This window comes from Campylobacter subantarcticus LMG 24377 (genome assembly GCF_000816305.1).
GTDB classification, from domain to species: Bacteria; Campylobacterota; Campylobacteria; order Campylobacterales; family Campylobacteraceae; genus Campylobacter_D; species Campylobacter_D subantarcticus.
Window position 1 is genome coordinate 1,485,575 of the sequence record NZ_CP007773.1, and the last position, 26,601, is coordinate 1,512,175.

At 28.8% G+C, this 26,601-nt stretch carries 23 protein-coding genes and 1 pseudogene; 13 read left to right on the forward strand and 11 right to left on the reverse strand.

All coding sequences use genetic code 11. The features are described 5' to 3' along the window. The 6 genes and pseudogenes from CSUB8523_RS07630 to CSUB8523_RS10325 all read right to left on the reverse strand — a co-directional run bounded on the left by CSUB8523_RS07630 (position 1) and on the right by CSUB8523_RS10325 (position 5,586). Positions 1-675: a methyltransferase domain-containing protein gene (locus tag CSUB8523_RS07630; RefSeq protein WP_043020108.1), complete on the reverse strand. Its 675-nt coding sequence runs from the start codon at positions 673-675 to the stop codon at positions 1-3. A 13-nt stretch (positions 676-688) separates the two neighbouring features. Further along, positions 689-1,806, reverse strand: a pseudogene (locus CSUB8523_RS07635) (N-acetyl sugar amidotransferase). A gap of 63 nt (positions 1,807-1,869) precedes the next feature. Next, entirely contained in the window at positions 1,870-2,784 is a 915-nt protein-coding gene (locus tag CSUB8523_RS07640) for a hypothetical protein (protein ID WP_052243692.1), read from the reverse strand. A gap of 43 nt (positions 2,785-2,827) precedes the next feature. Continuing rightward, positions 2,828-3,550 (reverse strand): class I SAM-dependent methyltransferase, encoded by a 723-nt coding sequence (locus CSUB8523_RS07645; protein ID WP_039664422.1) that lies wholly within the window; start codon positions 3,548-3,550, stop codon positions 2,828-2,830. Positions 3,551-3,577: 27 nt separating this feature from the next. Further along, positions 3,578-4,585 carry an NAD-dependent 4,6-dehydratase LegB gene (locus CSUB8523_RS07650; protein WP_043020110.1) on the reverse strand — a complete coding sequence of 336 codons (1,008 nt, stop codon included), beginning with the start codon at positions 4,583-4,585 and terminating at the stop codon, positions 3,578-3,580. A 578-nt stretch (positions 4,586-5,163) separates the two neighbouring features. Then, positions 5,164-5,586, reverse strand: coding sequence for an alpha-2,3-sialyltransferase (locus CSUB8523_RS10325; RefSeq protein ID WP_256378647.1), 423 nt, complete (start codon positions 5,584-5,586; stop codon positions 5,164-5,166). Between the two features lie 138 nt (positions 5,587-5,724). Between CSUB8523_RS10325 and CSUB8523_RS07660 the strand changes: the two genes are divergently transcribed. After that, on the forward strand, positions 5,725-6,597 hold the full coding sequence (locus tag CSUB8523_RS07660; RefSeq protein ID WP_043020111.1) for a glycosyltransferase family 32 protein: 873 nt from the start codon (positions 5,725-5,727) through the stop codon (positions 6,595-6,597). Between the two features lies 1 nt (position 6,598). Continuing rightward, positions 6,599-7,567: a glycosyltransferase family 2 protein gene (locus CSUB8523_RS07665; protein ID WP_043020112.1), complete on the forward strand. Its 969-nt coding sequence runs from the start codon at positions 6,599-6,601 to the stop codon at positions 7,565-7,567. Between the two features lie 61 nt (positions 7,568-7,628). Here CSUB8523_RS07665 and CSUB8523_RS07670 read toward each other — a convergent pair whose 3' ends face one another. Genes CSUB8523_RS07670 through waaC form a run of 5 tightly spaced genes read right to left on the reverse strand, consistent with a single transcriptional unit; the run spans position 7,629 to position 13,456 of the window. After that, positions 7,629-8,798: a glycosyltransferase family 2 protein gene (locus CSUB8523_RS07670; protein ID WP_043020113.1), complete on the reverse strand. Its 1,170-nt coding sequence runs from the start codon at positions 8,796-8,798 to the stop codon at positions 7,629-7,631. A gap of 55 nt (positions 8,799-8,853) precedes the next feature. Next, positions 8,854-10,008, reverse strand: coding sequence for a glycosyltransferase family 2 protein (locus CSUB8523_RS07675; RefSeq protein WP_043020114.1), 1,155 nt, complete (start codon positions 10,006-10,008; stop codon positions 8,854-8,856). A gap of 3 nt (positions 10,009-10,011) precedes the next feature. Beyond that, positions 10,012-11,559 carry a glycosyltransferase family 2 protein gene (locus CSUB8523_RS07680; RefSeq protein ID WP_043020115.1) on the reverse strand — a complete coding sequence of 516 codons (1,548 nt, stop codon included), beginning with the start codon at positions 11,557-11,559 and terminating at the stop codon, positions 10,012-10,014. 8 nt (positions 11,560-11,567) lie between these two features. Beyond that, positions 11,568-12,440 carry a lipid A biosynthesis lauroyl acyltransferase gene (locus CSUB8523_RS07685; protein WP_043020116.1) on the reverse strand — a complete coding sequence of 291 codons (873 nt, stop codon included), beginning with the start codon at positions 12,438-12,440 and terminating at the stop codon, positions 11,568-11,570. Continuing rightward, entirely contained in the window at positions 12,437-13,456 is a 1,020-nt protein-coding gene (waaC, locus tag CSUB8523_RS07690; protein ID WP_043020117.1) for a lipopolysaccharide heptosyltransferase I, read from the reverse strand. Before waaC ends, CSUB8523_RS07685 begins: the two co-directional genes overlap by 4 nt. A 66-nt stretch (positions 13,457-13,522) precedes the next feature. Here waaC and CSUB8523_RS07695 point away from each other — a divergent pair, with 66 nt between their 5' ends. From CSUB8523_RS07695 to pglF, 11 genes are read left to right on the forward strand one after another with little or no spacing between them, the layout of a single operon-like run. Next, a complete protein-coding gene (locus tag CSUB8523_RS07695) occupies positions 13,523-14,308 on the forward strand; it encodes a 3'-5' exonuclease (protein WP_043020118.1) in 786 nt (261 codons plus the stop codon). Positions 14,309-14,361: 53 nt separating this feature from the next. Beyond that, positions 14,362-15,348 (forward strand): UDP-glucose 4-epimerase GalE, encoded by a 987-nt coding sequence (galE, locus tag CSUB8523_RS07700; RefSeq protein ID WP_039664435.1) that lies wholly within the window; start codon positions 14,362-14,364, stop codon positions 15,346-15,348. Next, entirely contained in the window at positions 15,342-17,036 is a 1,695-nt protein-coding gene (pglK, locus tag CSUB8523_RS07705; RefSeq protein WP_043020422.1) for a BC-type lipopolysaccharide transporter PglK, read from the forward strand. The genes galE and pglK overlap by 7 nt, the downstream gene beginning before the upstream one ends. After that, a complete protein-coding gene (pglH, locus tag CSUB8523_RS07710) occupies positions 17,033-18,097 on the forward strand; it encodes a GalNAc-alpha-(1->4)-GalNAc-alpha-(1->3)-diNAcBac-PP-undecaprenol alpha-1,4-N-acetyl-D-galactosaminyltransferase (RefSeq protein ID WP_043020119.1) in 1,065 nt (354 codons plus the stop codon). The genes pglK and pglH overlap by 4 nt, the downstream gene beginning before the upstream one ends. Before the next feature lies 1 nt (position 18,098). Then, complete coding sequence (gene pglJ, locus CSUB8523_RS07715; protein WP_043020120.1) at positions 18,099-19,199, forward strand: N-acetylgalactosamine-N,N'-diacetylbacillosaminyl-diphospho-undecaprenol 4-alpha-N-acetylgalactosaminyltransferase; 1,101 nt, start codon at positions 18,099-18,101, stop codon at positions 19,197-19,199. A gap of 1 nt (position 19,200) precedes the next feature. Further along, a complete protein-coding gene (pglB, locus tag CSUB8523_RS07720; RefSeq protein WP_043020121.1) occupies positions 19,201-21,339 on the forward strand; it encodes an undecaprenyl-diphosphooligosaccharide--protein glycotransferase in 2,139 nt (712 codons plus the stop codon). Next, on the forward strand, positions 21,336-22,463 hold the full coding sequence (gene pglA, locus CSUB8523_RS07725; protein WP_043020122.1) for a N,N'-diacetylbacillosaminyl-diphospho-undecaprenol alpha-1,3-N-acetylgalactosaminyltransferase: 1,128 nt from the start codon (positions 21,336-21,338) through the stop codon (positions 22,461-22,463). The genes pglB and pglA overlap by 4 nt, the downstream gene beginning before the upstream one ends. Continuing rightward, positions 22,456-23,058, forward strand: coding sequence for an undecaprenyl phosphate N,N'-diacetylbacillosamine 1-phosphate transferase (gene pglC / locus CSUB8523_RS07730; protein WP_043020123.1), 603 nt, complete (start codon positions 22,456-22,458; stop codon positions 23,056-23,058). Before pglA ends, pglC begins: the two co-directional genes overlap by 8 nt. Continuing rightward, entirely contained in the window at positions 23,045-23,641 is a 597-nt protein-coding gene (gene pglD / locus CSUB8523_RS07735; protein ID WP_043020124.1) for a UDP-N-acetylbacillosamine N-acetyltransferase, read from the forward strand. The genes pglC and pglD overlap by 14 nt, the downstream gene beginning before the upstream one ends. Then, complete coding sequence (gene pglE, locus CSUB8523_RS07740) at positions 23,638-24,798, forward strand: UDP-N-acetylbacillosamine transaminase (RefSeq protein ID WP_043020125.1); 1,161 nt, start codon at positions 23,638-23,640, stop codon at positions 24,796-24,798. Before pglD ends, pglE begins: the two co-directional genes overlap by 4 nt. A gap of 1 nt (position 24,799) precedes the next feature. Then, positions 24,800-26,563: a UDP-N-acetylglucosamine 4,6-dehydratase (configuration-retaining) gene (gene pglF, locus CSUB8523_RS07745; protein WP_043020126.1), complete on the forward strand. Its 1,764-nt coding sequence runs from the start codon at positions 24,800-24,802 to the stop codon at positions 26,561-26,563. Positions 26,564-26,601 lie beyond the last annotated feature (38 nt).

The following is a 26,601-nucleotide window of genomic DNA, read 5'->3' on the forward strand; positions in this document are numbered from 1 at the left end:
TTATTCCTTTATTCCAATATATATAAAATGATGAGCACTTCCTTCATCTTCAAAATCAAAAATATTAATAGGATTATATTCTCCTAAATATAAAGTTTTAAATGGTTTAAACAAAGTTATCATGTCTTGTGCTTTTTCTATGAAATTTATATAACTTTCTTCTTTTAATCTACCATTTAAAATAACCTTTCTTAAATCACTATTTTCTTGTTTTATAGAATGTTTATAATAACCATTTTTAGTGCTCATCATACTTGCAAAGAAAATTGCACCATCATTGGACAAATCATAAAATTCATTTATAGTATTTTGCAATTGTTTAGATGGTATATAATACAAGCTTTGGTTAGCAAAAATTAAATCCATTTTATCTTGAAAAAGATGCTTAAAACTAGAATTTGGCTCTATTATATGCATCCCCCCCCCTAGTGATAATTTTTTCCAATTATCTTTTATACTTGACACTATATCTATCCCAAAAGGCTTAAAACCCTTGCTTTTAAAATAAGCACAATGAGTACCGTTACCACAACCAAAATCTAGCATATTTCCACTAGTTTTATTTAACTTATATTTTAAAATTCTTTCATAAAATCTTATTATATGACCATCTGGATACACTACTCCATAACCTTGTTCATATTTTTTGTCATAGGCTTTTAAAGATGAAATCATGATTAATCCTTTATTATAATTGATATTTTAATTTATATTCTCCAAATTCATTTATATAAAATAAATCTTTATTATAATGCTTTTGCGCTATTTGCCAAAAATTAGCTTTTGAAATTCCTAAAAAACTACAAAAATCTTCCACACATCTATTATCTAAATTATGATCTTTTTGTTTTACTATTTTTATAGCTTCTTCTCTACTTAACATACCATATCTTACAAATCTAGCAGCATAATCACTAGCCATAGCATGGCCAAATTTAGGATATTTCATCCAAGCATGTATAATATAAGCTATACTATCTACTTGATCAAAATTTTCAGCACAATGAGTCCTATCCCATTCACCTTGCAAATCACTAAAACCCCTACTTTTAGCAAAAATATAATTAGAATAAGAATTCCACTTGATAAAATAACTTAAATATATAGGATCTAACTTCCCAATATCATCTTTACTAGGATTAAAAAACAACTGCAAATTTTCTTCTTTTATTTCATCATCTATAAATTCATTAATATCCAAATCACTTGCTACCCCATTTAAAAAAATACCACTTGCACTTGGAGTCTCCACACCATCACTTCCACCATACTCATAAGATACATTTTCTCCATAAACAAGCAACGAGGTGTTAAATTTCAAAGCCATAGCAAAAGGATAAGAATATATCAGTCTATCTATAAACCAAGTTGGTTTTCCATACTTTTCAAAGGTTTTCAACATAACTTTTTTTGAGTTTTTATATCAGGTTTTAAACTTATAAGATGACAACCAAATTCTTCAGAAATATTTTTTAAATTTTTCTTACCAGCTTCAGTCATAGTAAAATTATCTTCTACGCTAAATAAAATAGGATTCATACCTAGTTTTTCTTTCATGATATGCACTTGAAAGTGAGAATCTTTGCCACCACTTACAGCTATAGCACAATCATATTCATATTTTCCATTCATTCTTCTATATTTATCACAAAGATCTTCTAACTCTTTAAATCTAGCTTCATAATCAATTTTTTCTTTATTTTTATGATTGATACAAGCTGAGCAAATATTTTTGCCATCTCTATCTTTGCTAAATTTAATCCCTGGTCTAGTATCTGGCATCACACAATAATCACAATATATCATTCAATTTTCCTATTAACATTAATATTGTAATCATCTTACCTAAAATTTGTAAAATTTGAATATCTAATTTCTATATTTTAAAAAATAATTATTATCGTATTTTTCACACATATTGTTATATACTTCATCATTAATAACAATTCCACCTATGCAAAAATAAGTAAATTGTTTTGAAAATTTTGATTTAAACGCAAACAAACTATCATCATCTTTTATTCCACCTCCTAAAATACATTTTTGTTTTCCTTTTTGATTTGAAAATTCAAAAAAATGATCTAACAATAAAGCATTTGCATTATTTTTAAGAGTATTTGCACTGAAATGATAATAAGTTATTTCTTCACCCATGAAAAATGAAGCAAAAGCTATATCTTCATTATTTAATCGTGCCTTAAATACTACATAATCTTCAAAATTCCACAAGTTTTCAAAATATTCTTTATCAAAAAAATAAAATTTACTGGCATTATTTCTTAGCATAGTTTTTTGATAAAGTTCATAAAAACTTAATGTTTCATTTTTATCACATTGTAAAATTTCAATCAATCTTCTAGCTTGATTAATAGCGTATTTGTTCTTTTTTTTATATTGTTTTCGAATTTGGATAATCGTATTTGAGGTATCTACTATGATTATCTTTTTTTCTTGTCTAAAAAAATTTAAATATTTTTTATAAATATCTATGTTTAAATCAAAAGGATGAAATCTGATAAAAAAGGCTATGATATTTTGTTCTTTGGCGGTGTTTTTAAATTTTATTATACTTTGCTTGATAAAATTTTCATCATTGCTATTACAAGATAACCCCCCCCCATAACCATATACGCTTTGTAAATCAAAATATTTAGAAGATTTTATTGGATATTTATTTGCAATGATTTTAAAATATTTATCACCATCGAAATTTTCAAAGACAAACACTTCTCCATACAATTTCACATAATTTTCATTAAGATAAATATCATTATTAAACTGCATTATTTTACCTTTAATAATTAGTAATTACCAAAATTTTAACTATTTACAATTTACTTCCTTCTATGATATAAAGCTCTTTTTCTACAATATCTTTTTCTTTTGAAATTAAAGTTTTAACACAATCAACTTTATAATTTGCTCCATTATATAATGATACAATATCTTCATCATCACAATATCTAATTTCCCCAGTAAAAGCATCAGGACCTTGAGTAGGCTTACAAGTATGATAAGCTAAATTTTCATCATAATAAAATCCAAGATTATTAAAACTTGGCGTTGCCGAAATAAATTTAGCTTTGGGTTTTAATTTTTTCATAACTTTTTCAATAATTTGTTTTGTTTTATCAAAATCATTATAAGCTAAAGAATAATTATCTATAAAACAGTCAAAACTCTCATCTTCAAATTCATCTAATTTTTCAAAATAATCACCAATTTTTATATCTTTTATAAAGCTTAATAAATTTTCTTCTTTCATTCTTTTTAAAAATCTATCTACTCCATTTTGACTCCACTCTATTCCACTTACACTAAAACCTTCTCTTGCACAAAACCATAAATTTGCTCCTGTGCCAAGTCCTAGTTCTAAGATATTAATATCTTTTCTATTAGAAACATTATAAAAATTTCTGGCTATAAAGCGTATCAAATATTCACTTGGATATTTACCCCATTCTTTATTTGCAAAGATATTTTCCCAAATTTGAGAGTTATCTCCTAAATTCTTTGAAATTTCAGAATTTAAAATAAATTTATTTTCCATAAATACTCCTTTTTTTAATCTATATGTCTAAACATTATAAATATCACTTTTATATTTTTTTAAATTTAAAGAATTACTGAACCATTCTATGGTTTGACTTAAACCTTTTTCTATGTCATATTGAGGTATAAAATTAGTAAGATTTTTGATTTTACTATTATCACATCTAAGTCTAAAAACTTCACTATTTTCAGGCCTTATACGCTCATTTTCTATGATAAATTCCACATTTGAATTCATAAGTTTTTTAATAAGTTCTAAAGTATCTTTAATACTAATTTCATAATTTGAGCCTATATTTACCACCTCGCCTATAGCATTTTTACATTGAGCTAGCTCTAAAAATCCCGCACAGGTATCTTTTACATAGTTAAAATCTCTAGTAGGCGTTACATCTCCAAGCTTGATCTGTTTAGCCCCATTTGCAATTTGCGTGATGATAGTAGGTATAACCGCTCTTGCACTTTGTCTTGGACCATAAGTGTTAAAAGGTCTTGCTATGGTTAGTGGAAGATTAAAAGCATTATAAAAACTCATCGCCATTGCATCAGCACCTATTTTACTAGCTGAATAAGGACTTTGTGCTTGCAAAGGATGCTTTTCATCAATAGGCACATACAAAGCCGTGCCATAAACCTCACTCGTGCTTGTATGGATGATGCGTTTTGCATTATTTTCAAGCGCACCTTGACATATGTTTAAAGTCCCATTGACATTAACTTCCACATAAGATGAAGGAGCGATGTAAGAAAATGGTATAGCAATCAAAGCAGCCAAATGAAAAATGATTTCTACATCTTTAGTGATATTTTTACAAAAAAATGGATCTTGAATATCCCCACAAACTACTTCAATATCTTTCAAACACTCTATATCCTCAAGCCATCCCCAATGATTAAAAGAATTATACTGGCTTAAAGCTCTAATCTCATATCCATAAAATAACGACTCTTGCATTTTACTTTGCTCATAAAGCATTTCAACCAAATGCGAACCTATAAAACCATCTGCACCGGTAACTAATATCTTTTTCATATAACTTCTCATAAATTTTTATATAATAATACCATTTATATAAAAAATAAAGCAATTTTATGGCAAAATTATGAGCATAAAAAGCAAAGTTTAAAACATATTAAAAAATTAGCTAATATTTTTTCATACAAACATTTTAATGAAAAAATATTAGAAGTTTTAGAAAAAGAAATTTTAGGGCTGAAGAATAGAGTAATTTATCTATCTTGAATACTTCTTAGAAAAATATTTTTTTATAGCACTCGGTGTCTTTAAAACATCGTAAATAAATTTGATAAAACTATTAGATAATAAATACATCCTTTTATATCTCCTTATAGCTTTTTCACTTGGGAGCAATTTTTTTTAATAGCTTCTTGCGGTTTAACTATAGGTTTATATATATTATTGTTTATACCTTTTGCCAAAGGAATAAAATTATTAATAGGGCTTTTTGAGCATTATAGAATAAATTTTCACACTATATTTTTTGCAAAAAATTAATATTTTCAACATCTTTGTTTTTATGATGCATAACAGTCTCTTTTAAATCCATTTTACAATTGCTATAAAAGTGAGAATTTCCTTGTTCATAAAATCTACCCCATCCAATAAATTTCTTTATAACCACTAGCAACAGCACAGCATATTGCACAAGTGCCTGTTAACATTTCCACTCGTTCAAAATTACAACAAACATCAAAATCTATAGCAGCGCTAAGATCTTTCAGCTTTGAAAAATAAACATCATATCCATTAGTAGCCATAGGAAAAAAATATTTAAAATTTTTTCTTAAAATTTTTTCTTTTCTGTCTTGAAAATTATACATCTTACATACTATATCTTCGCACTCATAATCTCCATTTTGTATAAGCTTTTGAATCATATAATATTGTTCGAAAAATTCCCGTGCAATAAAAAAACATGCTTTTATCTTTTTACCTAGGTAATATTTATCCTCTAAATAAAAATGATTACACCTAAATACATCATAATCACTAGATAACAAAGAATAGTCAATTTCTTTTAACTAGGTCCATTTCCTACTACAATAACAGCATTATTCATTTTAATCCTAATTCATTGAAATTTTATTAACTTAAAAATTATATATTATTCCATATAAAAATACAAGTTAATTTTTCACAAAAGAAATTATATGAAACAAGAAGTTAGTAGTTTTTGGTATACACCTAAAGGTTATAAAGGCATAGGACTAATGGAGCTTTTATCTATAAAATCTTTTATGGATAATGGTTATAAATTTATTCTCTATACTTATAATATCGATGATACAGTTTTTAAAAAATTAGATGAATTATTTGATGATTTTGAATTAAGAGATGCAAATGAAATTGTTCCTTTTGAAAATTATTTTAGTGATGATAGAGGAGCAGGCGTAGCGGCTTTTAGTGATTATTTTAGATATTATATGCTTTATCAAAAAGATGCGATTTGGGTAGATCTTGATATGATTTGTTTAAATTATATAAATTTAGACCAAGAATATATTCTTTCACAAGAATTAGATGAAGAAAAAAACGCATCAAGAATTACAACTTCTTTTTTAAAATTTCCAAAAAACAGTGAATTTGGCAAAAACCTAGTCATGCAAGCTGAAAAAATAATAAACAATCAAAAATTAATTAAATGGGGAGTTATAGGACCCAATTTCTTAGCAAAAGAAGTTAGTAAATATAATTTAGAAAACTACTTTTGGGAATACAAAAAAACTTGTCAATTTTCATGGCAAAAAACAAAAAATTTTATAGACCACAAGATGCATTTGGATGAAAATCAACCATTTTTACATTTATTTTCAGAAATGTGGAGAATATACAATTTAAATAAAAATTATTTTTATAAAAAAGGAATTTATGGAAAATTATTAAAAAAACACAAAATAAAAGACTTGATAGAAAAACTTGACTATCAACTTTCATTTAAAGATAAATATTATTTTCTATCTGTTATATATCCTAATATTAAATATTATATTTGTCACCCAAAAAGAATATTCAAGAAAAAATAAAATGAATCAAATTTCAATCATACTACCAACTTATAATGTAGAAAAATATATAGCTAGAGCATTAGAAAGTTGTATAAACCAAACTTTTAAAGACATAGAAATCATTGTGGTAGATGATTGTGGAAATGATAAAAGCATAGACATAGCCAAAGAATATGCTAATAAAGATGGTAGGATAAAAATCATACATAATGAAAAGAATTTAAAACTTTTAAGAGCAAGATATGAAGGTGTCAAAGTGGCAACTTCACCTTATATCATGTTTTTAGATCCTGATGATTATTTAGAGCTTAATGCTTGCGAAGAATGTATTAATTTACTTTTTAAAAAAGAAAAAAATGTTGATTTAATATGGTTTAACTTTTTATACGATAAACAAGGTGCTATCAGTAAAGATAACTTTTTAAAAGATAAATTTTATACCATATCTGAATATTGTCAACTTATATTAAAACAAAAAAATAATATATGCTATTGGAATCTTTGCTCAAAACTAATAAAAAAGCAAATCTATCTAGATGCGCTGTTACACTTAAAAAATCAAACAAAACTAACAATGGCAGAAGATGCCTTAGTCTTTTTTTTCATTATATTAAATTGCAAAACAATAATCACAAGCTCAAAAAACATATATTATTATTTTCAAAACTGCAAAAGTTCAGTTAATACAAAAGATATAGCGATAATTCAAAAAAATTTATTAGATGAAAAAAAAGTAATTGATTTACTACAATCTTTTTTTAAAAACAACAAAAATAATATAGATAAAAATATTTGTAAGCTTTTAAGAAATTTAATCATTGATTTAATGATAAATAATTTACACAGGGAGATAAAAAAAGCTAATGAGATAAAAAAGCTAAAATTGAAATTTAGCTATATTCCTTACAAGTGCAAAAAAACATACAACAAAACAGTGATAAAATATTATATGTTTTTACAATTTTTAGCTAAATGTTTTAATTCATAAGTTCTATTGCAACATATAAATATTTTCAATCTAAATCAAAATAAAAATTGCATTAAATATTTTACCTTTTTACTAAAATTAAAAAATTACGTAATTTATATCTTATTTTCGAAATTTTATAAGGTTTTAATAGTTGTAATTTCTCTTTAATACACAAAGGATCTTTATCAAATTTTTCAACTTTAAATGCATTTTTGATATAAAAGTATAAAATAACATCCTTTAACAATGATGAAATTTTTTTGTCATGATAATTTTCTATAAATTGCACCAATTCTAAACTAGTTTGCACCCAACTGGCGTATTTAAAATACTCTTTTGCTAAAGCTGCGTTCTCTTCAAATGCAATAAATATATCTTTAAAATACGGAAGAATATTATCTTTAGTAATTTTTTTATCTTGATTTGTCAAAGAATTAGCTCGAATTCTATAATAATAAAATACTTTAGGATAGACATAAATATTTTTAGCTTGCGAAAAAAGTAAAATTCCAAATAGATGATCTTCGGCAAAAATACCATCTTTAAATTTTAATTTTTTATCATTTATGTAATCAAAATCAATCATACCACTCCACGCAAATGCAAAGTCTTTAATGTTTCTTTGTATTAAGCACTCAAGCCACTCTATAGGATTTATTTTACATTCCTCCTTTATGCCCGTGTCTTTTAAACGACTATGATGTCTAAGATAACTTTTTTCCATATCATGATATTCGATACTATCAAACCAAACCACTTCTACCCCATCCATTCTAGGTACACATTCTTCTATGCAGTTTAATTCCCAATAATCATCAGAGTCTAAAAAGATAATATAATCTATAATAGGATAGGTAAAGTTAGTTAAATCTTGTTCGTTATTAAAAGCTTTATAGCTTTTATATACAGTGTATATTTCATAAGGATTATTACCTTCTATGTTAAATTCTATTAAAGAATTTTCTTTTATAGTTTGAGTTTTGTTTTTGAGTTTATATTCTCCACTAAAATATTCTATACCTACATTTCTAGCACTGCTTAAACCACCATTTTTTTTATCAAAAAGAGTGATTCTTTTATCTTTTAGAGTGTATTCTTTTACAATATTGAGTGAGTTTTCATCTGTACTGCCATCATTTACGAGTATGATTTCTAAGTTAGTATAAGTTTGATTGATTACACTATCTAAACATTCTTTTAGATATTTTTCTACATTGTATATGGGGATTACTACGCCTACGGTTTTCATACTTTATCTCCAAGTTGTTTTTTTGTTTTTTATGGTATCAAGGTAAAACATTAAATTATTTAAAAAAACTTTTTACTTTTTGCCAAATTTTCCAAAGATCATAAGGAATTCGTGTTTCTATATATGGTGTGATAATAGGTAATTTTTCTTTTAAATTCAAAGGATCTTTTTTAAATTTTTTAATCATTAAAGCCTTTTTTACATAAAAAGACAAAAAAGTTTCCTTTATAGCTAATGCGTTTTCACTTTTTTGATCTTTAAAAAATTCTATCAACTCTAAAGCTGTTATCATCCTACTTGCTGCTTTTAAATAGCTTTTTGCCTCTTTAGCATTTTCTCCAAAAGCTTCGTATAAATCTTTAAAATACTCTGATACATTTGCTTTTGTAACCTTTTTATCATGATTTGATATGCTATTAGATCTTAGAATGCAAACATATAGTGGTTTAGGTAAAATACAAATAGAATTTGAACAAGCAAACAAAACCATACCAAAATGTATATCTTCATTGATAATATAATTAATAAACTTTAATTTTATAGACCTTAAAAAGTCAAAATCTATCATTCCCATAACACCAAAAGAAATATCTCTCATACCAACATCTTCTGCTCTTTGCGCATATTCTTTTGGGCTAACAATACATTCATCATTGTAAGAAAATTTTTGAAATCTCGTTTCCTTTCCCTTATCTTTAATTCCATCTTCATAAATACATTTATAGTCAAACAATAATACATCTACATTTTGCATTCTTACAACACACTCTTCTATGCAGTTTAACTCCCAATAATTATCAGAATCTAAAAAGATAATATAATCAATCTTTGGAATTTCTAGTCTTTCATTTGCTAAAGCATTTTTGTGTTTATAAATTTTATAAATATTTTGCGGATTATCACTAATAATCTTAAAAATATTTAATTCATCCTCATCTTCAATATATTGTGTTTCATATTCTCCACTAAAATATTCTATACCTACATTTCTAGCACTGCTTAAACCACCATTTTTTTTATCAAAAAGAGTGATTCTTTTATCTTTTAGAGTGTATTCTTTTGCAATATTGAGTGAGTTTTCATCTGTGCTACCATCATTTACGAGTATGATTTCTAAGTTAGTGTAAGTTTGATTGATTACACTATCTAAACATTCTTTTAGATATTTTTCCACATTATATATGGGGATTACTATGCCTACGGTTTTCATACTTTATCTCCAAGTTGTTTTTTCGTTTTTTATAGTATCAAGATAAATTTGATGATTGATTTCAAGCATATTTTTGCTATTTTCTTCATGGTAGATATGATAAGCCAGAGCATTAAATTTAAGTCTTTTAAACACTCCATTATTAAATAAAAATCTAGCTACAAACTCACTATCTTCCCTACCCCAGCCTATAAATTTTTCGCTAAAACCTTCAATGGCTTCAAAATCACTTTTATAAAAACTCATATTGCAACCTCTTATACCTTTAATGAGTTGTGATTTTTTGAAAATTTTCTTAGTTAGTCTTGAAAATTTATATACACATTTAGCTAAAAAAGTACTTCTTTGATTTTTCAAACCTTTTTTATTAAAAGCCAAACTAAAATCATTTTTACTTAAAAGTTCTTTACTTTCATTTTCATTTAAAATTACTCTAGAGCCTTGTAAAAATACTTTTCTTTGCGCAAATTTCAAATGATCATCAATGAATTTTTTTTCTAAAATCATATCTCCATCTATGACGATTATATATTCACCGCTAGAGGCTTTAATAGCTTTGTTTCTAATCTCACTTAGTCTAAACCCCTCATCTTCTTGCCAAATATGCTCTAACTTGCAAGGAAAATCTTTCTGATAAGCTTGTATAAGCTTAGCCGTATCTTCCTTGCTTCCATCATCAGCTATTAAAACCTCATCTGGTAAAGGTTCTAAGTTTTTAACGCTATCAAGCACCAAAGCAAGTCTTTCTTTTTGATTACAGGTTGTGATGATTAAAGCACAAGTTTTTGGCTTTTGCTTTTTTAACTCATATAATTTCATATATTTAAAAAAAGTTCCAAGACCATTACAAGTACTTATGATAAAGCCTTTATAACCATAAAAAATTCCCTTTTTTAAAGCATAATTTCTAAAAAAAGTCCAAATTCCTCTTAGCAAAGCCTTGCAAACACTACTGTCCTTATGTAAATTTTGTAAAGCCCAAAGCTTAGAGTATTTTTGAAGTTTATCTAACAAACCATCGATATCTTCAAAAGCAAAATGCCTCAAACCATTTTGCAGTTTAATCTTCTTACTATCTTCGTGCAAAATCAAACTCTCATGCACCAAATTTTCATTAAAACTAGTATGAGTTTTATTAAACACACGCATTACATGATCAGGCCACCACCCACAAGCTTTAATCCACTCTCCATTGTATAAATTTTCTCTTGGTAAGGCTATGATATCTTCTTTATTAGGCTCAATTTGCTTTAGTTCTTGTAAAAATTCTTTCTTAGCAAGCTCATCTGCATCAATATTAAAAATCCAATCATTACTGGCATAACTTATAGCTAAATTTTTCAAAGGTCCAAAACCTATAAATTCATGCTGATAAATCTTGATATTTTTATAACCTTTACTAAACTCATAAGCAATTTTCAAAGTATCATCATTACTACCATTTTCTATCAAAACGATCTCGCCAAATTCTTGCAAAGACTCCAAGCAAGCTTTTAAAGTTTTTTGGGCATTTTTAACCATCATTATCACACTAATTTGCCTTAAATCCATTTTAAATCCTACAAATACAACTCATGATTGTATCTTTTAAACCTCTTATGAAAGAAAAAATACTCATCGGGTTTAAATTTAATCATCTCTTCACAACATTTTGCTTGATACTTAGTAAGCTCTTCTACACTTGCCTTACTTGCATCTAAGGCCTTAAAAGTTTTTACAAAAAATTTTTCATCTTTTTGATACACAAAACAAGGCAAAATCATAGCATTTGTTTTTTTTGCAAGCACGCTTGCACCTGCTATGAAATTTACTTCTTGATCAAAATACTGTATTTTTATACTTTCACTATCTACCGCATCTTGATCAGTTAAAATTCCAAGAGACTTGCCTTCTTTTAAGGCTTTTAGCATTTTTTTAAGTCCGCCTTTTTTTTCTATAAGCTCTATGTTAAACTGCGTGCGATTTTTGCTTAAAATTTTATCCATTACCATACTATCAAGTGCTCTTCCAACTATGGAAATTCCTTGAAATTTAGCCCCAAAAGATAAAGCCAAAAGCTCCCAGTTGCCATAATGAGCCGTAGTTACGATCAAAGGTTTTTTGCTTTGCATTATATTTAGAATTTGTTCCTCATCATCAAAGCAAATTTTATTGATGATTTCTTCTTTGCTTGCATTTTGATTTTTGATAAAATCAATCCCAAATTTAGCAAAATTTTTATAGATATTAAGGCTAGTTTCATCACGCCATTTTTGACCTTTTTCAGGAAAGCAAATTTTTAAATTAACATCGATGATTTTACGGTGCTTACGATTTAACTTATAAGTGATTAAAGCAACCAAATTTGCAAAAGAATTTAAAAGTTTTGCAGGTAAAATTCCCACAAGCACCTTTAATGCATAAAAAAGACTTAAATATACATAATTTATCATTTTTCTAAAAGCTCACAAGCAAGTTTAAAAATATCTTTTTCATCGATATTTTGTATACAAAAATCACTCTTATCTATATGCTTTGATTGCGATATTTTTTTACCTGCATTGATTGTTTTATTGATATTGGTTTCATAGGTATTTCTTTGACTAGGAGTAGCACCAAAGATCGTTATAGAAGGTTTGTTTAATGCAAAGGCTAAATGAGTAGGCCCACTATCATTTCCAATGATTAGATCACTTACCTTGGTTAAAGCACAAAGCTCGCTTAAGCTTAATTTTGGCGCAAGTTCTATTTTTAGATGTTTTAAATTTAAAACCATATCTTTAGCAAAATTAAATTCCCCTACATTGCCCCAACCAAGTATGATTTTTGCACTAGCAAAATGCTCCAAAAGCATTCTACAAAGTAGTATCAAACGCTCTTTTGGGTAAATTTTATTTGGCATAGATGATCCTACATGTATGAGTATATTAGGCGCACTTTCATTCAAAGATAATCTTTGCTCTAAGCTTTCCTTTAACTCATCATCTATACTAAAGCAACTTTGTTTTAATTCTATATCACTATGATCAAAATGCTCATTTAAAACATAAGCCACCAAAGAAAGATTACGCACGACAATATTTTCTTCATAATTACACGCAAATTTATGCGCATAAAAATTACTCGCGAAGCTTTCTTTTATGCTTTCTTGATCAAAACCAAAAGTATTAGCACATAAAAATTTACTCACCAATGCAGACTTGATCAAACCTTGTAAATCAATCACAACATCATATTTGTTTTGCCTTGCTTCAAAAAGCATAGCAAAAACTTCTTTGAATTTTCTATCTTTTAAAGGTAGGGCATATACTTCATTGATCATTGGATGATCTTGTAATAATCCTGCAAATCTTGCATCTACAAACCAATCAATACTCGCCTTAGGATAATGCTTTTTAATAAATTGCAAAACAATCACCGCATGGATGATATCACCAAGTGCAGATAATTTAACCAAACCTATTTTCATGTGCTACTTTATTTTTAAATTTTCTGTTATGATTTTAACAAAGATTTTTTTAAAAAAAGGTTTATCATGCAAGAATATATTTGCGTTTTTGATTGTGAGAGCATTCCTGATGTAGAATTAATAAAACATCTTTATGGTTTTAATGGTGGTGATTTAAGCATTAGCAAGCAAGCTTTAGAAAAACAAAAAGAAGAAAGCGGAAGCGAGTTTTTACCCCTGCCTTTTCATAAAGTTGTAAGTATTTGCGCAGTGATTGCAGATAAATTTGGAAATTTCATCAAAGTTAATAAAATCAAAGGCGAAAGCGAAAAACAAATGCTAGAAGAATTTTTTAACTTCATAGATAAACACCAACCTCGCCTTGTAAGTTTTAATGGTAAAAGCTATGATATGCCTTTACTTGTTATAAGAGCGTTAAAATACAACATCAACGCAAGTGCTTATTTAGATGCAAGCGATAAATGGAATAACTACAAAAGCAAATTTATAGAAAATAAACACTGTGATTTATTAGAATCTTTAGGGAGTTTTGGTCAAAAAGGCTTAAGACTTGATACGCTTTGTGCTATGGCAGGACTTCCTGGAAAGTATGATGTGCATGGAAATGAGGTGTTAGAACTCTTTTATCAAAACAAATTAGAAAAAATTCACGAATACTGTGAAAGTGATGTGTTAAACACTTATATGCTATTTTTAAAATACGAACTCATCAAGGGCAACTTAACCCAAGAAGATTATCTTAATATTTTAGAAAATTTCAAAGAAGAACTTTTGCAAAAACACAGCGATAAAAGCTATCAAAAGCCATTTTTAGAGGCCATAGAAAAAGAAAAGAGCAAAGTTTTAAATTAATTAAGAAAAGTATATTAAAATAACTAATATTAAATAACACAAAAAGGATAAAAATGAAAATTTTAATCACCGGTGGCGCAGGATACATAGGCTCTCATACTTTAAAACAGTTTTTAGAAACAAATCATGAAATTTGTGTATTAGATAATCTTTCAAAAGGTAGTAAAAAAAGCTTAGATGAACTTTCTAAAATCAGACCTTTTAAATTTTTTGAGCAAGATTTAAGCGATTATACTGGGATTAAAAAACTTTTCAAAGAAGAAAAATTTGATGCAATTGTGCATTTTGCAGCAAGCATTGAAGTTCCTGAGAGTATGGAGAATCCTTTAAAATACTATATGAACAACACTGCAAACACAAGTAATCTAATCCAAACTTGTCTAGAAACAGGTGTGAAAAAATTCATTTTTTCTTCAACTGCAGCAACTTATGGAGAGCCACAAACTCCTATCGTAGATGAACAAAGCCCATTGGCACCGATCAATCCTTATGGACAAAGCAAACTTATGAGCGAAAAAGTCCTACAAGATGCTAATATGGCAAATCCTGAATTTAAATACTGCATTTTAAGATACTTCAACGTAGCAGGTGCTTGCATGAGTTATCCTATAGGACAACGCTATCCAAAAGCTACTTTACTTATCAAGGTTGCTGCTGAAGTAGCTACAGGAAAAAGAGAGAAACTTTATATTTTTGGCGATGATTATAATACCAAAGATGGTACTTGTATTAGAGATTTTATCCATGTTGATGATATTTCAAGCGCACATTTAGCTGCTTTAGAATACTTAGAAAACAACGAAAGCAACATCTTCAACGTAGGCTATGGACACGGTTTTAGCGTAAAAGAAGTGATCGAAACCATGAAAAAAGTAAGCGGGGTAGATTTTACAGTAGAACTTGCACCAAAAAGAGCCGGAGATCCTTCTGTGCTTATTTCAAATGCGGATAAAATCAAAACTCTAACTAACTGGAAGCCAAAATATGATGATTTAGAACTAATCTGCAAAAGTGCTTATGAGTGGGAAAAACAGTGTTAAAAAAACTTTTTTTTATACTCGATACTCACGATAAAAGATTTTTATTTGCTTTGCTAATTTTTTCTATTTTTATAGGATTTATAGAAAGCTTTGCTATTTCTTTGATCATGCCTTTTGTATCAGTAGCAAGTAATTTTGAGCTTTTAGAAAAAAGCTCTTATTTTCAACCTATATATGAGTATTTTAATTTACCAAGTTACAAGATCATTGCTTATTTTGGCTGTATATTAATTGCCTTTTATATTTTTAGAGCCTTTTTAAATGCCTTTTATTTTCATTTACTAGCACGCTTTTCTAAAGGGCGTTACCACAGCCTTGCTTGTCGTATTTTTGACAAATATCTACATCTTGAATATGAAAATTTCACCAATAAAAATCAATCAGAACTTTTAAAAACCATTACCCAAGAAGTCTTTCACTTAAGTACTTTAATTAGTGCTTTTTTGCTTATGTTAAGCGAAAGTTTTGTGGTGTTTTTGCTTTATGCTTTATTGTTAACTATCAACTATAAAATCACCCTAGCTTTAAATGCTTTTTTACTTTTAAATGCTTTTATTTTGATCAAAATCCTCTCGCCCTTAGTAAAAAAAGCTTCCATAGCTAGAGAAGAAGCGATGAAAAATTATTTTGAAATTTTAAATGCGAATTTAAACAATCTTAAAATCATCAAACTCAAAACCAAAGAACAAAGCACACAAAAACTTTATGAGATTCAAAGTGGACTTTTTGCCAAAGCAAACATTAGCAACGAAAGCATGGCAAGCATACCTAGAATTTACCTTGAAGGTATAGGTTTTTGTATGCTTTGTTTTATTGTGGTGTATTTGGTTTTAAGATATGAAAGTGATATTTCCTCTATCTTAGCAACCATTACTATTTTTGTAGTGGCTCTTTATAGACTTATGCCAAGTGCTAATCGCATCATCACAAGTTATAATGAAATCACATATTATAAAAACTCTTTAGATATTATTTATAATATGCTTAATGAAAAAGAAGAAAAGTTAGGCGATGAAAGTATCGAATTTAAAGAAAAAATCGTTTTAAAAAACCTTTTCTTTGCCTACAAGGGTAAGAAAAATTTATTTAAAAATTTAAATTTTGAACTAAAGAAAAATGAAAAAATCGCTTTTATAGGCAAAAGCGGTAGTGGTAAAAGTACTTTAGTTGATCTTATCATAGGACTTTTAAAACCAAGTGATGGAGCTATTTTAGTAGATGGGGTAAAACTCGATGAAAATAACATCAAAAGTTTTAGAAGTAAAATTGGCTACATACCTCAACAAATTTATCTTTTTAATGATTCTATTGCAAAAAACATTAGCTTTGGAGAAGAAATCAATGAAGCGCTTTTACACAAGGTGATCAAACAAGCTAATCTTGAAAGCTTTGTGAATTCGCTTGAAGAGGGAATACATACAAAAGTGGGTGATTCGGGTTCTTTTTTAAGCGGGGGTCAAAGACAAAGAATAGCCATAGCAAGAGCACTTTACCAACAACCTGAAATTTTAGTTCTGGATGAAGCAACTAGCGCACTTGATCAAGAAAGTGAAGCAAAAATCATGGAAGAAATCTATAAAATTTCAAAAGACAAAACCCTTATCATCATAGCTCATAGACTTTCAACTATACAAGGTTGTGATAGAGTATTTGAAGTAAATCATGGGTGTTTAAAGGAAAAAATATGAAAATCACTTTCATTATAGCCACTTTAAATTCAGGTGGCGCTGAAAGGGTTTTGGTTACTTTGGCTAATGAACTTTGTAAAAACCATGAAATAAATATTATCAAATTTCATAAAGAAGACTCATTTTATAAGCTTGATCCAAAAATCAAACTTTTTACTCTAGAACAGTTTGATTTTTCTACGCTTTATAACAAAATAGCTTCACGTATTAAAAAATTCAATGCCTTAAAACAAGCACTCAAAGAGCATAAAAGTGATGTTTTTATCTCATTTTTAGACACTACCAATATCGCTTGTATTTGGGCGAATAAAGGCTCAAATACGCCCTTGATCATTAGCGAACATAGCTCTCATACTTATTTAAAATCTAAAATTTGGAAATTTTTACGTCGTATTAGCTTTCCATATGCAAATGCTTTAACCGTGCTAAGTAATGATGATAAAAGCTATTATGAAAACTTTGTCAAAAAAGTTGTCAATATGCCAAATCCTTGCCATTTTAACCTCACAGAAGAAAAGCTAGAAAAAGAAAACAATGTCATCTTTGTAGGCAGGCTTGATCATAATAAAAATGCTTCTATGTTTTTAAAAGCCATAGCAAGGCTAGACATCAATCTACAAAATCAATATCGTTTTTTTATAGCAGGTGATGGGGAATTAAGACAAGAACTAGAGCAAGAAGCTGAAAAATTAAAAATCAAAGTTCATTTTTTAGGTAAAGTCGAAAACATACAAGAACTTTATAAAAAAGCAAAAATACTTTGCCTTTGTTCTTTCATAGAAGGCTTACCAACGGTTTTACTTGAAAGTTTACACTATCAAGTAGCACGTATTAGCACAAAATACGTAAGCGGCCATAAAGATTTAATCGATGATAAAAAAGATGGGTTTTTAGTAGATTTAAATGATGAAAAGGCTTTAAGTGAAAAACTCGCGCTTTTAATGCAAGATGAAAATTTAAGAGAAACTTTGGCACTTAATGCACAACAACGATGTAAAGACTATGAAGTAACAAATATAGTGCAAAAATGGCTTGATTTAATCAAAGAAGTAAGGGTTTAAAATGAAAAAATTAGCAATTTTTATTTATTCTTTAGGAAGTGGTGGCGCTGAAAGGGTTGTTTCAACCTTATTACCTGTGTTAAATTTAAAATACGAAGTGCATTTGATTTTAATGAATGATAAAATTTCATATGATATTCCTGAGGTAAATATTCACTATCTTGAAAAATCAAGCCCAAGCGAAAGCAATCTAGCTAAATTTTTAAAGCTTCCTTTACTTGCTATAAAATACAAAAAACTTTGTGAAGATTTAAAAATAGATCTACAATTTGTGCTATTAAATAGACCTAATTATATCGCTTTGATGGCAAAATCTCTAGGTCTTAAATCAACCCTTATTATCAATGAGTGCACAACGCCAAGTGTGATTTATAAGCATAATAACCTAAACTCTATAATCAATAAATTTCTTATCAAAAAGCTTTATAACAAAGCTGATTTGATCTTAGCAAATTCCTTAGGAAATAAAGAAGATTTATTGCACAATTTCAACATAGAAGCCAAGAAATGTGACATTTTATATAATGCTATAGATTTAGAAAGTATTATAGAAAAATCTAAAGAAGCAATCGACTTTAAAGAACCTTTTATACTTAGTGTTGGTAGACTTGATCATGGTAAAAATCACGCCATGCTTATAAAAGCTTATGCGAAAGTTAAGACTGATTTAAAACTAGTCATTTTAGGTGAAGGGATCTTAAAAGATAAACTTTTGGCTTTAATTGAGGAGTTAAATTTAAAAGACAAGATTTTTTTACTCGGTTTTGACAAAAATCCTTATAAATATATGAGCAAATGTGACTTTTTTGCTTTTGCCTCAAGCTTTGAAGGTTTTTCAAATGTCCTAATCGAATGTCTAGCTTGCAACACCGCTGTGCTTTGCACTGACCATAAAAGTGGTGCAAGAGAATTGTTTTTAGATGATGAATTTGGACTTTTAGTTCAAGTAGATGATGAAAAAGCTATGCAAGAAGGCTTAGAGAAAATGTGCAACGATGAGGCATTAAAAGCCACTTATAAAGAAAAGGCTTTCTTACGTGCAAAAGAATTTGACAAAATAAACATAGCAAAACAGTTATTTGAATTTTTTAATAAGGCATAAAATGAAACTGCAACAAAATTTCACGGATAATAATTCTATCAAATACACCTGTATATTGATTTTTATCGCTTTTGCTTTTAGCGTATTATGCAGACTTTATTGGGTAAGCTGGGCAAGCGAATTTTATGAGTTTTTCTTCAATGATCAACTCATGATCACTACTAACGATGGCTATGCTTTTGCAGAAGGCGCAAGAGATATGATAGCGGGGTTTCACCAACCTAATGATTTATCATATTTTGGAAGTTCACTTTCTACTTTAACTTATTGGATTTATAGTATATTGCCTTTTAGCTTTGAAAGTATTATTTTATATATGAGTACTTTCTTTGCTTCTTTGATTGTTGTGCCTATTATACTAATCGCAAGAGAATACAAACTCACCACTTATGGGTTCATAGCAGCTTTGCTTGCTAGTATTGCAAATAGCTATTACAATCGTACAATGAGTGGGTATTATGATACTGATATGCTTGTTTTGGTTTTACCAATGCTCATTTTATTAAGCTTTATACGATTAACCATCAATAAAGATATCTTTACTTTACTTTTAAGCCCTATTTTTATCATGATTTATTTATGGTGGTATCCTTCAAGCTATTCTTTGAATTTTGCCATGATAGGACTTTTTGGATTATACACACTTATACTACACCGAAAAGAAAAGATTTTTTACCTTGCCATTGCTTTAATGATCATAGCTTTAAGTATGTTAGCATGGCAATATAAACTTGCATTGATTGTATTATTATTTGCTATTTTTGCCTTTAAAGAAGAAAAAATCAATTTTTATATGATTTGGGCTTTGATTTTTGCAAGTATTTTGATTTTATTTATAAGCGGTGGCTTAGATCCTGTTTTATACCAACTCAAATTTTATGTCTTTAAAGCCGCTGATGTGCAAAATTTAAAAGATGCGGCTTTTATATATTTTAATGTTAATGAAACTATTATGGAAGTAAATACTATCGATCCTGAAGTATTTATGCAAAGAATTAGCTCTAGTGTTTTAGTATTTCTTCTTTCTTTTGTAGGTTTTATTTTATTTTGTAAAGACCATAAAAGCATGCTTTTAGCTTTACCTATACTTGCATTAGGATTTATGGCTTTAAGAGCGGGGCTTCGATTTACCATTTACGCGGTTCCTGTTATGGCTTTAGGTTTTGGTTATTTTTTATATGTATTTTTTCATTTTTTAGAAAAAAAACAAATCAAACTAAGCTTGAAAAACAAAAATATCTTACTAATACTAATCACATTTTTTAGTATTAGCCCTGCTTTAATGCATATATATTCTTATAAGTCTTCCACTGTTTTCACTTCTTATGAAGCTCAAATTTTAAATAATTTAAAAAGCAAAGCACAAAGAGAAGACTATGTTATTGCATGGTGGGACTATGGATATCCTATCCGTTATTATAGTGATGTCAAAACCTTAATCGATGGCGGTAAACACCTAGGAAAAGATAACTTCTTTTCTTCTTTTGTTTTAAGTAAAGAGCAAACACCAGCTGCTAATATGGCAAGGCTTAGCGTAGAATATACAGAAAAATCCTTTAGTGAGCATTATCCTGATGTTTTAAAAGCTATGGTTAAAGATTACAACCAAACAAATGCCACAAGCTTTTTAGAGAGTTTAAATGACAAAAACTTTCAATTTGACACTAATAAAACAAGAGATGTTTACATCTATATGCCTTATAGAATGTTGCGTATTATGCCTGTGGTAGCTCAATTTGCCAATACAAACCCAGACAGTGGCGAACAAGAAAAAAGCTTGTTTTTCTCTCAAGCTAATGCCATAGCACAAGATAAAACTACAGGATCAGTTATGCTTGATAATGGCGTAGAAATCATCAATGATTTTAGAGCTTTAAATCTAGAAGGTACAACCATACCTTTAAAAGCCTTTGTGGATATAGAATCAATCACCAATGGCAAGTTCTACTATAGTGAGATTGATCCAAAAGCACAAATTTACCTACTGTTTTTAAGAGAATACAAAAGCTTTGTTATTTTAGATGAAAGTCTTTATAATAGTGCTTATATACAAATGTTTTTACTTAATCAATATGATCAAGATTTATTTGAACAAATCACCAATGATGCAAGAGCAAAAATTTATAGGTTAAAAAGATGAGAATAGGAATTTTAACTCATAGTGCAATGAGTGTGTATTATTTTCGCCTTGCACTCATTAAAGCCCTAGAAAAAAACCACCATGAAGTGATAATCATCACTCCCAAAGATGATTTTGCCATAAAATTACAAGAATTAGGCTACAAGGTTTGCTTTTATGATTTGGCAAGATCAAGCGTAAATCCTTTGGTGGTATTTAAAAACCTACTAAGTTTGAAAAACATACTCAAAGATTTAAATTTAGATCTTTTACAAGCAAGTGCACACAAAAGCAATACAACAGGTATCATAGCAGCTAAAATGGCAGGCATTCAATATACTTTTGGCTTAGTTGAAGGCCTAGGGAGTTTTTATATCGATAATGATTTTAAAAGCAAACTAGTAAGAACAAGCATTAACCTACTCTATAAAATTTCTTTTAAACTTGCTAATGGCTTTATCTTTGTCAATGATAGCAATGCTTTATTTATGAAAAATCTAGGATTAAAAGAAGAAAAAATCAAGATCATCAAGTCCGTCGGTGTTAATTTAAAACAATTCTTACCTTTAAAAATTAGTACTGAAGAAAAACAAGCTTTTTTAAAAGAACACCATATACCTGATAAACCCATTGTGCTAATGATATCAAGAGCGCTTTGGCATAAGGGTATTAAAGAATTTTACGAAGCGAGTAAAATTTTAAAAGATAAGGCAAATTTTATCTTAGTAGGTGGGGCTGATGATAATAAATCTTGCGCACCAATGGATTTTTTAAACTCGGCTAATGTTTTTTACTTAGGAGCAAGAAGTGATATTGCGCATTTATTAAACCTGTGTGATATTTTTGTTTTACCAAGCTATAAAGAGGGTTATCCACGAACCGTTTTAGAAGCACAAGCATGTAAAAAAGCATGCGTAGTTAGCGATGCAGAAGGTTGCATAGAAGCGGTAAGCAATGCCATAGATGGACTAGTTTGTAAAAGCCAAGACAGTAATGATTTAGCAGAAAAAATTCAAATTTTACTAGAAGATGAAAAACTAAGAAATACTTTAGCGCAAAATGGCTTTCTTAGGGCGCAAAATTATGATGAAAATATCATAGCTTTGAAATATCTTGATTTTTATAGAGGTTTTGCAAATGTATAAAAATGGTTTGAAACGAGTATTTGACTTTATATTGGCTTTAATTTTATTAGTTATTTTTTTACCTTTTATAGTGCTTATTGGCATTGTTTTAAAAATCGTTCAAGGTAGCGTACTTTTTAAACAAGCAAGACCTGGCTTAAACGAAAAAATATTTTATATCTATAAATTTAAAACTATGAGTGATGAAAAAGATGAAAACGGGGAATTACTTCCTGATGCATTACGCCTAAAACCTTTTGGAAAACTAGTTAGAAGCTTGAGTTTAGATGAATTGCCACAACTTTTTAATGTGTTAAAAGGCGATATGAGCTTTATAGGTCCAAGACCTTTACTTGTAGAATACCTACCCTTATACAACCAAGAACAAAAAAAACGCCATGATGTAAGACCGGGTATTACAGGTTGGGCGCAAATTAATGGGCGAAACGCTATCTCTTGGGAACAAAAATTTAAATACGATGTTGAATATGTACATAATTGCTCTTTTTTATTTGATCTTAAAATCTTTTTTATGACTATTGTTAAAGTGCTTAAAAGAAGTGGAGTCAACAAAGAAGGTGTTGTCACAACGGATAAATTCAATGGACACAACTAAAAGTATTTATATATATGGTACAGGAGGGCACAGTTTAGTCTGTGTTGATGTAGCTAAAAATCTAGGATATAAAAAAATCATTTTTCTAGATGATAATAAAGGATTAAAATACCATTCAAACTTAGAAAAACATGATATGTTTATTGCTATTGGAGCTAATCATATCCGAGAAAAACTTTTCAAAAAAGCGAAAGAAGATGGATTTAGATTAGTAAATTTGATACACAAAAGTGCTATTATTAGTCCTAGTGCTTTTTTAGATGATGAGGGTATATTAATCATGCCAAATGTCGTAGTTAATGCTAAAGCTAGCATTGCAAAAGGTGTGATCTTAAATACTGCTTGTGTGATTGAGCATGAGTGTTTTGTAGGTGAGTTTAGCCATATTAGCGTTGGAGCCAAACTGGCTGGAGTGGTTAAAATAGGCAAACGTTGTTTTTTAGGAGTAAACTCAAGTGTTATTCCTTGTGTAACTTTATGTGATGATATAACTTTAGGTGCAGGTGGAGTGGTCGTTAAAGACTTAAAGTCTAAAGGCATTTATGCTGGAGTTCCTGCCAAAAAAATAAAGGAGGCAAAATGAGATTTTTTTTATCAGCACCACATATGAGTGGTAAAGAATTAGAATACATACACAAAGCTTTTGAAAGCAACTATATAGCACCTTTAGGTGAGTTTGTAAATGCCTTAGAACAAAGTATTAAAGACTACACAAAAAGCTCTAATGCTCTTGCTCTAAATGCAGCCACAGCAGCTATTCATTTAGCTTTAAGAGTTTTAGGCATTAAAGAAGGCGATGTGGTTTTAGCCTCAAGTTTTACCTTTATCGCTTCAGTAGCTCCAATCTCATACATGAATGCTACGCCAGTGTTTATTGATTGTGATGAAACTTATAATTTAGATGTAAATTTATTAAAAAAAGCTATCAAAGAAAGTCCTAAAAAGCCAAAAGCACTCATTTTAACTCATCTTTATGGCAATGCCTCTAAAATGGATGAGATTGTCCAAATTTGCAAAGAAAATGAAATTTTCTTGATCGAAGATGCTGCAGAAGCTTTAGGAAGCTTTTATAAAAATAAAGCTTTAGGGACTTTTGGAGATTTTGGAGTATATTCATTTAATGGCAATAAAATCATCACAACAGGTGGCGGTGGTATGCTTGTAAGTGAAAATCATGCTAATCTTGAAAAAGCAAGATTTTACAGTACCCAAGCTAGAGAAAACTGTCTTCACTATGAACATAAAGAATACGGTTATAACTATAGAATGAGTAACATCCTAGGCGCAATCGGAACTGCTCAAATGGAGGTTTTAGAAGAAAGAGTAAGTAAAAAGCGTGAAATTTACAGCTGGTATAAAGAATTTTTAAATGGTACTTTTACTTTTTTAGATGAACTTGAAAACACCAAATCTAATCGTTGGTTAAGTACTGCTTTACTTAATTTTGATTCAAATAAATTAAATACTTATGAAAAACACTATATTTGCGATCATAAAGCAGTCAAAATTCAAGATAAAATTTTAAAAATCATACAAGTTCTAAAAGATAATCAAATCGAAAGTCGTCCACTTTGGAAGCCTATGCATTTGCAAGAACTCTATAAAGGTTGCAGCGCTTATTTAAATGGAAATAGTGAGTTTTTCTTTAGTAATGGAATTTGCCTTCCAAGTGCAACCACTATGAGTAAAGCTGATGTAGAAGAAGTTTCTATTTTAATCTTAAATACCCTAAAGGACTAAGATGGATTACAAAAGCAAACGCCTAGGTTTTTTTCTAGGTGCAGATATCTTACTTTTTGTTATAAGTATTTATTTATCTTTTTCTTTACGCTTTAGTGCAGATATCCCAAGTGAGTTTTACGAGGGAATGTTTAAAAGTGCTGTGATTTTAATTTTGCTTAAAATTCTTTTTCTAGCTTTTTTTAGAATTTATCAAGTTGCATGGAGATTTTTTTCTCTAAATGAAGCACGTAAGCTAGTTATCGCTTTGGCTTTAGCTGAACTTGTATTTTTAGCGATTTATTATTTTTATGATGATTTTTTTAATCCCTTCCCAAGAAGTGTTATAGGAATAGACTTTGTTTTATCATGTATGTTAATTGGAAGTTTACGCATTGGCAAAAGAATGATTGTAGATTTTAGAAAACCAAAATACAACGAAGAACACCCTTGTATTGTAGTAGGTGCTACCTCAAAAGCTTTGCATTTGCTAAAAGGTGCTAAAGAAGGAAGCTTGGGACTTTTTCCTGTAGCTGTGGTAGATGAACGCACTAATTTAATAGGTACTTATTGTGATAAATTTATAGTTGAAGAAAAAGAAACGATTAGAAAATATACCGCCAAAGGCATTCATACTGCCATTATTGCTTTAAAACTCGAACAAGAAGAATTAAAAAAGCTTTTTGATGAGCTTATCGCTTATGGGATTAACGATATAAAGCTTTTTTCTTTTACGCAAAATGAAGCAAGAGACATAAGCATCGAAGATTTACTGGCACGTAAACCAAAAGACTTAGACAATGCTTGCGTGATTGATTTTATTAAAGATAAAGTGGTTTTAGTTAGTGGCGCTGGTGGAACTATAGGAAGTGAGCTTTGCAAACAATGTATTAAATTTGGTGCAAAACACTTAATTATGTTAGATCATAGCGAATATAATTTATATAAAATCAATGAAGAATTAAGCTTGTATAAAGAAAAAATCGAACCTATTATGATGAGCATATTAGACAAAGAAGCTTTAGAAAAACTTTTACAAGAAAAAAACATAGACTTGATTTTACATGCAGCAGCTTATAAACATGTACCTTTGTGTGAGCAAAATCCACATTCAGCTATTTTAAATAACATCATAGGTACTAAAAATTTAATCGAACTTGCAAAAACTTATAAGGTTGCTAAATTTGTTATGATAAGTACAGACAAAGCCGTAAGACCAACTAATATCATGGGTTGTACGAAAAGAATTTGCGAATTATACGCATTAAGCTCAAGTTGTGAAAATTTTGAAGTAGCATGTGTGCGTTTTGGTAACGTTTTGGGTTCAAGTGGAAGCGTAATACCTAAATTTAAAGCTCAAATTGCAGCTAATGAGCCACTTACACTTACCCATCCTGATATAGTACGTTATTTTATGTTAGTGGATGAAGCTGTACAACTTGTTTTGCAAGCTGCAGCTATTGCAAAAGGTGGAGAGTTGTTTGTACTTGATATGGGTGAACCTGTAAAAATTATGGATTTAGCTAAAAAAATGCTTTTGCTTTCTAACAAAAAACTAGAAATCAAAATCACAGGACTTAGAAAAGGTGAGAAGCTTTATGAAGAACTTCTAATTCATGAAAATGATTTAAAAACCCAATATGAAAGTATTTTTGTAACAACAAGTGAGATAAAAGATTTAAATATTTTAAATCAAGAAATAGAAAAATTACTCCAAAGTACAGATCCTGCTAAAGTTTTAAAAGAGATCGTGCCTGAATTTAATCATAATAAAAATGGAGAGTGATTAAATTCTAATTTTATTTTTAAATGGTATAATATAAT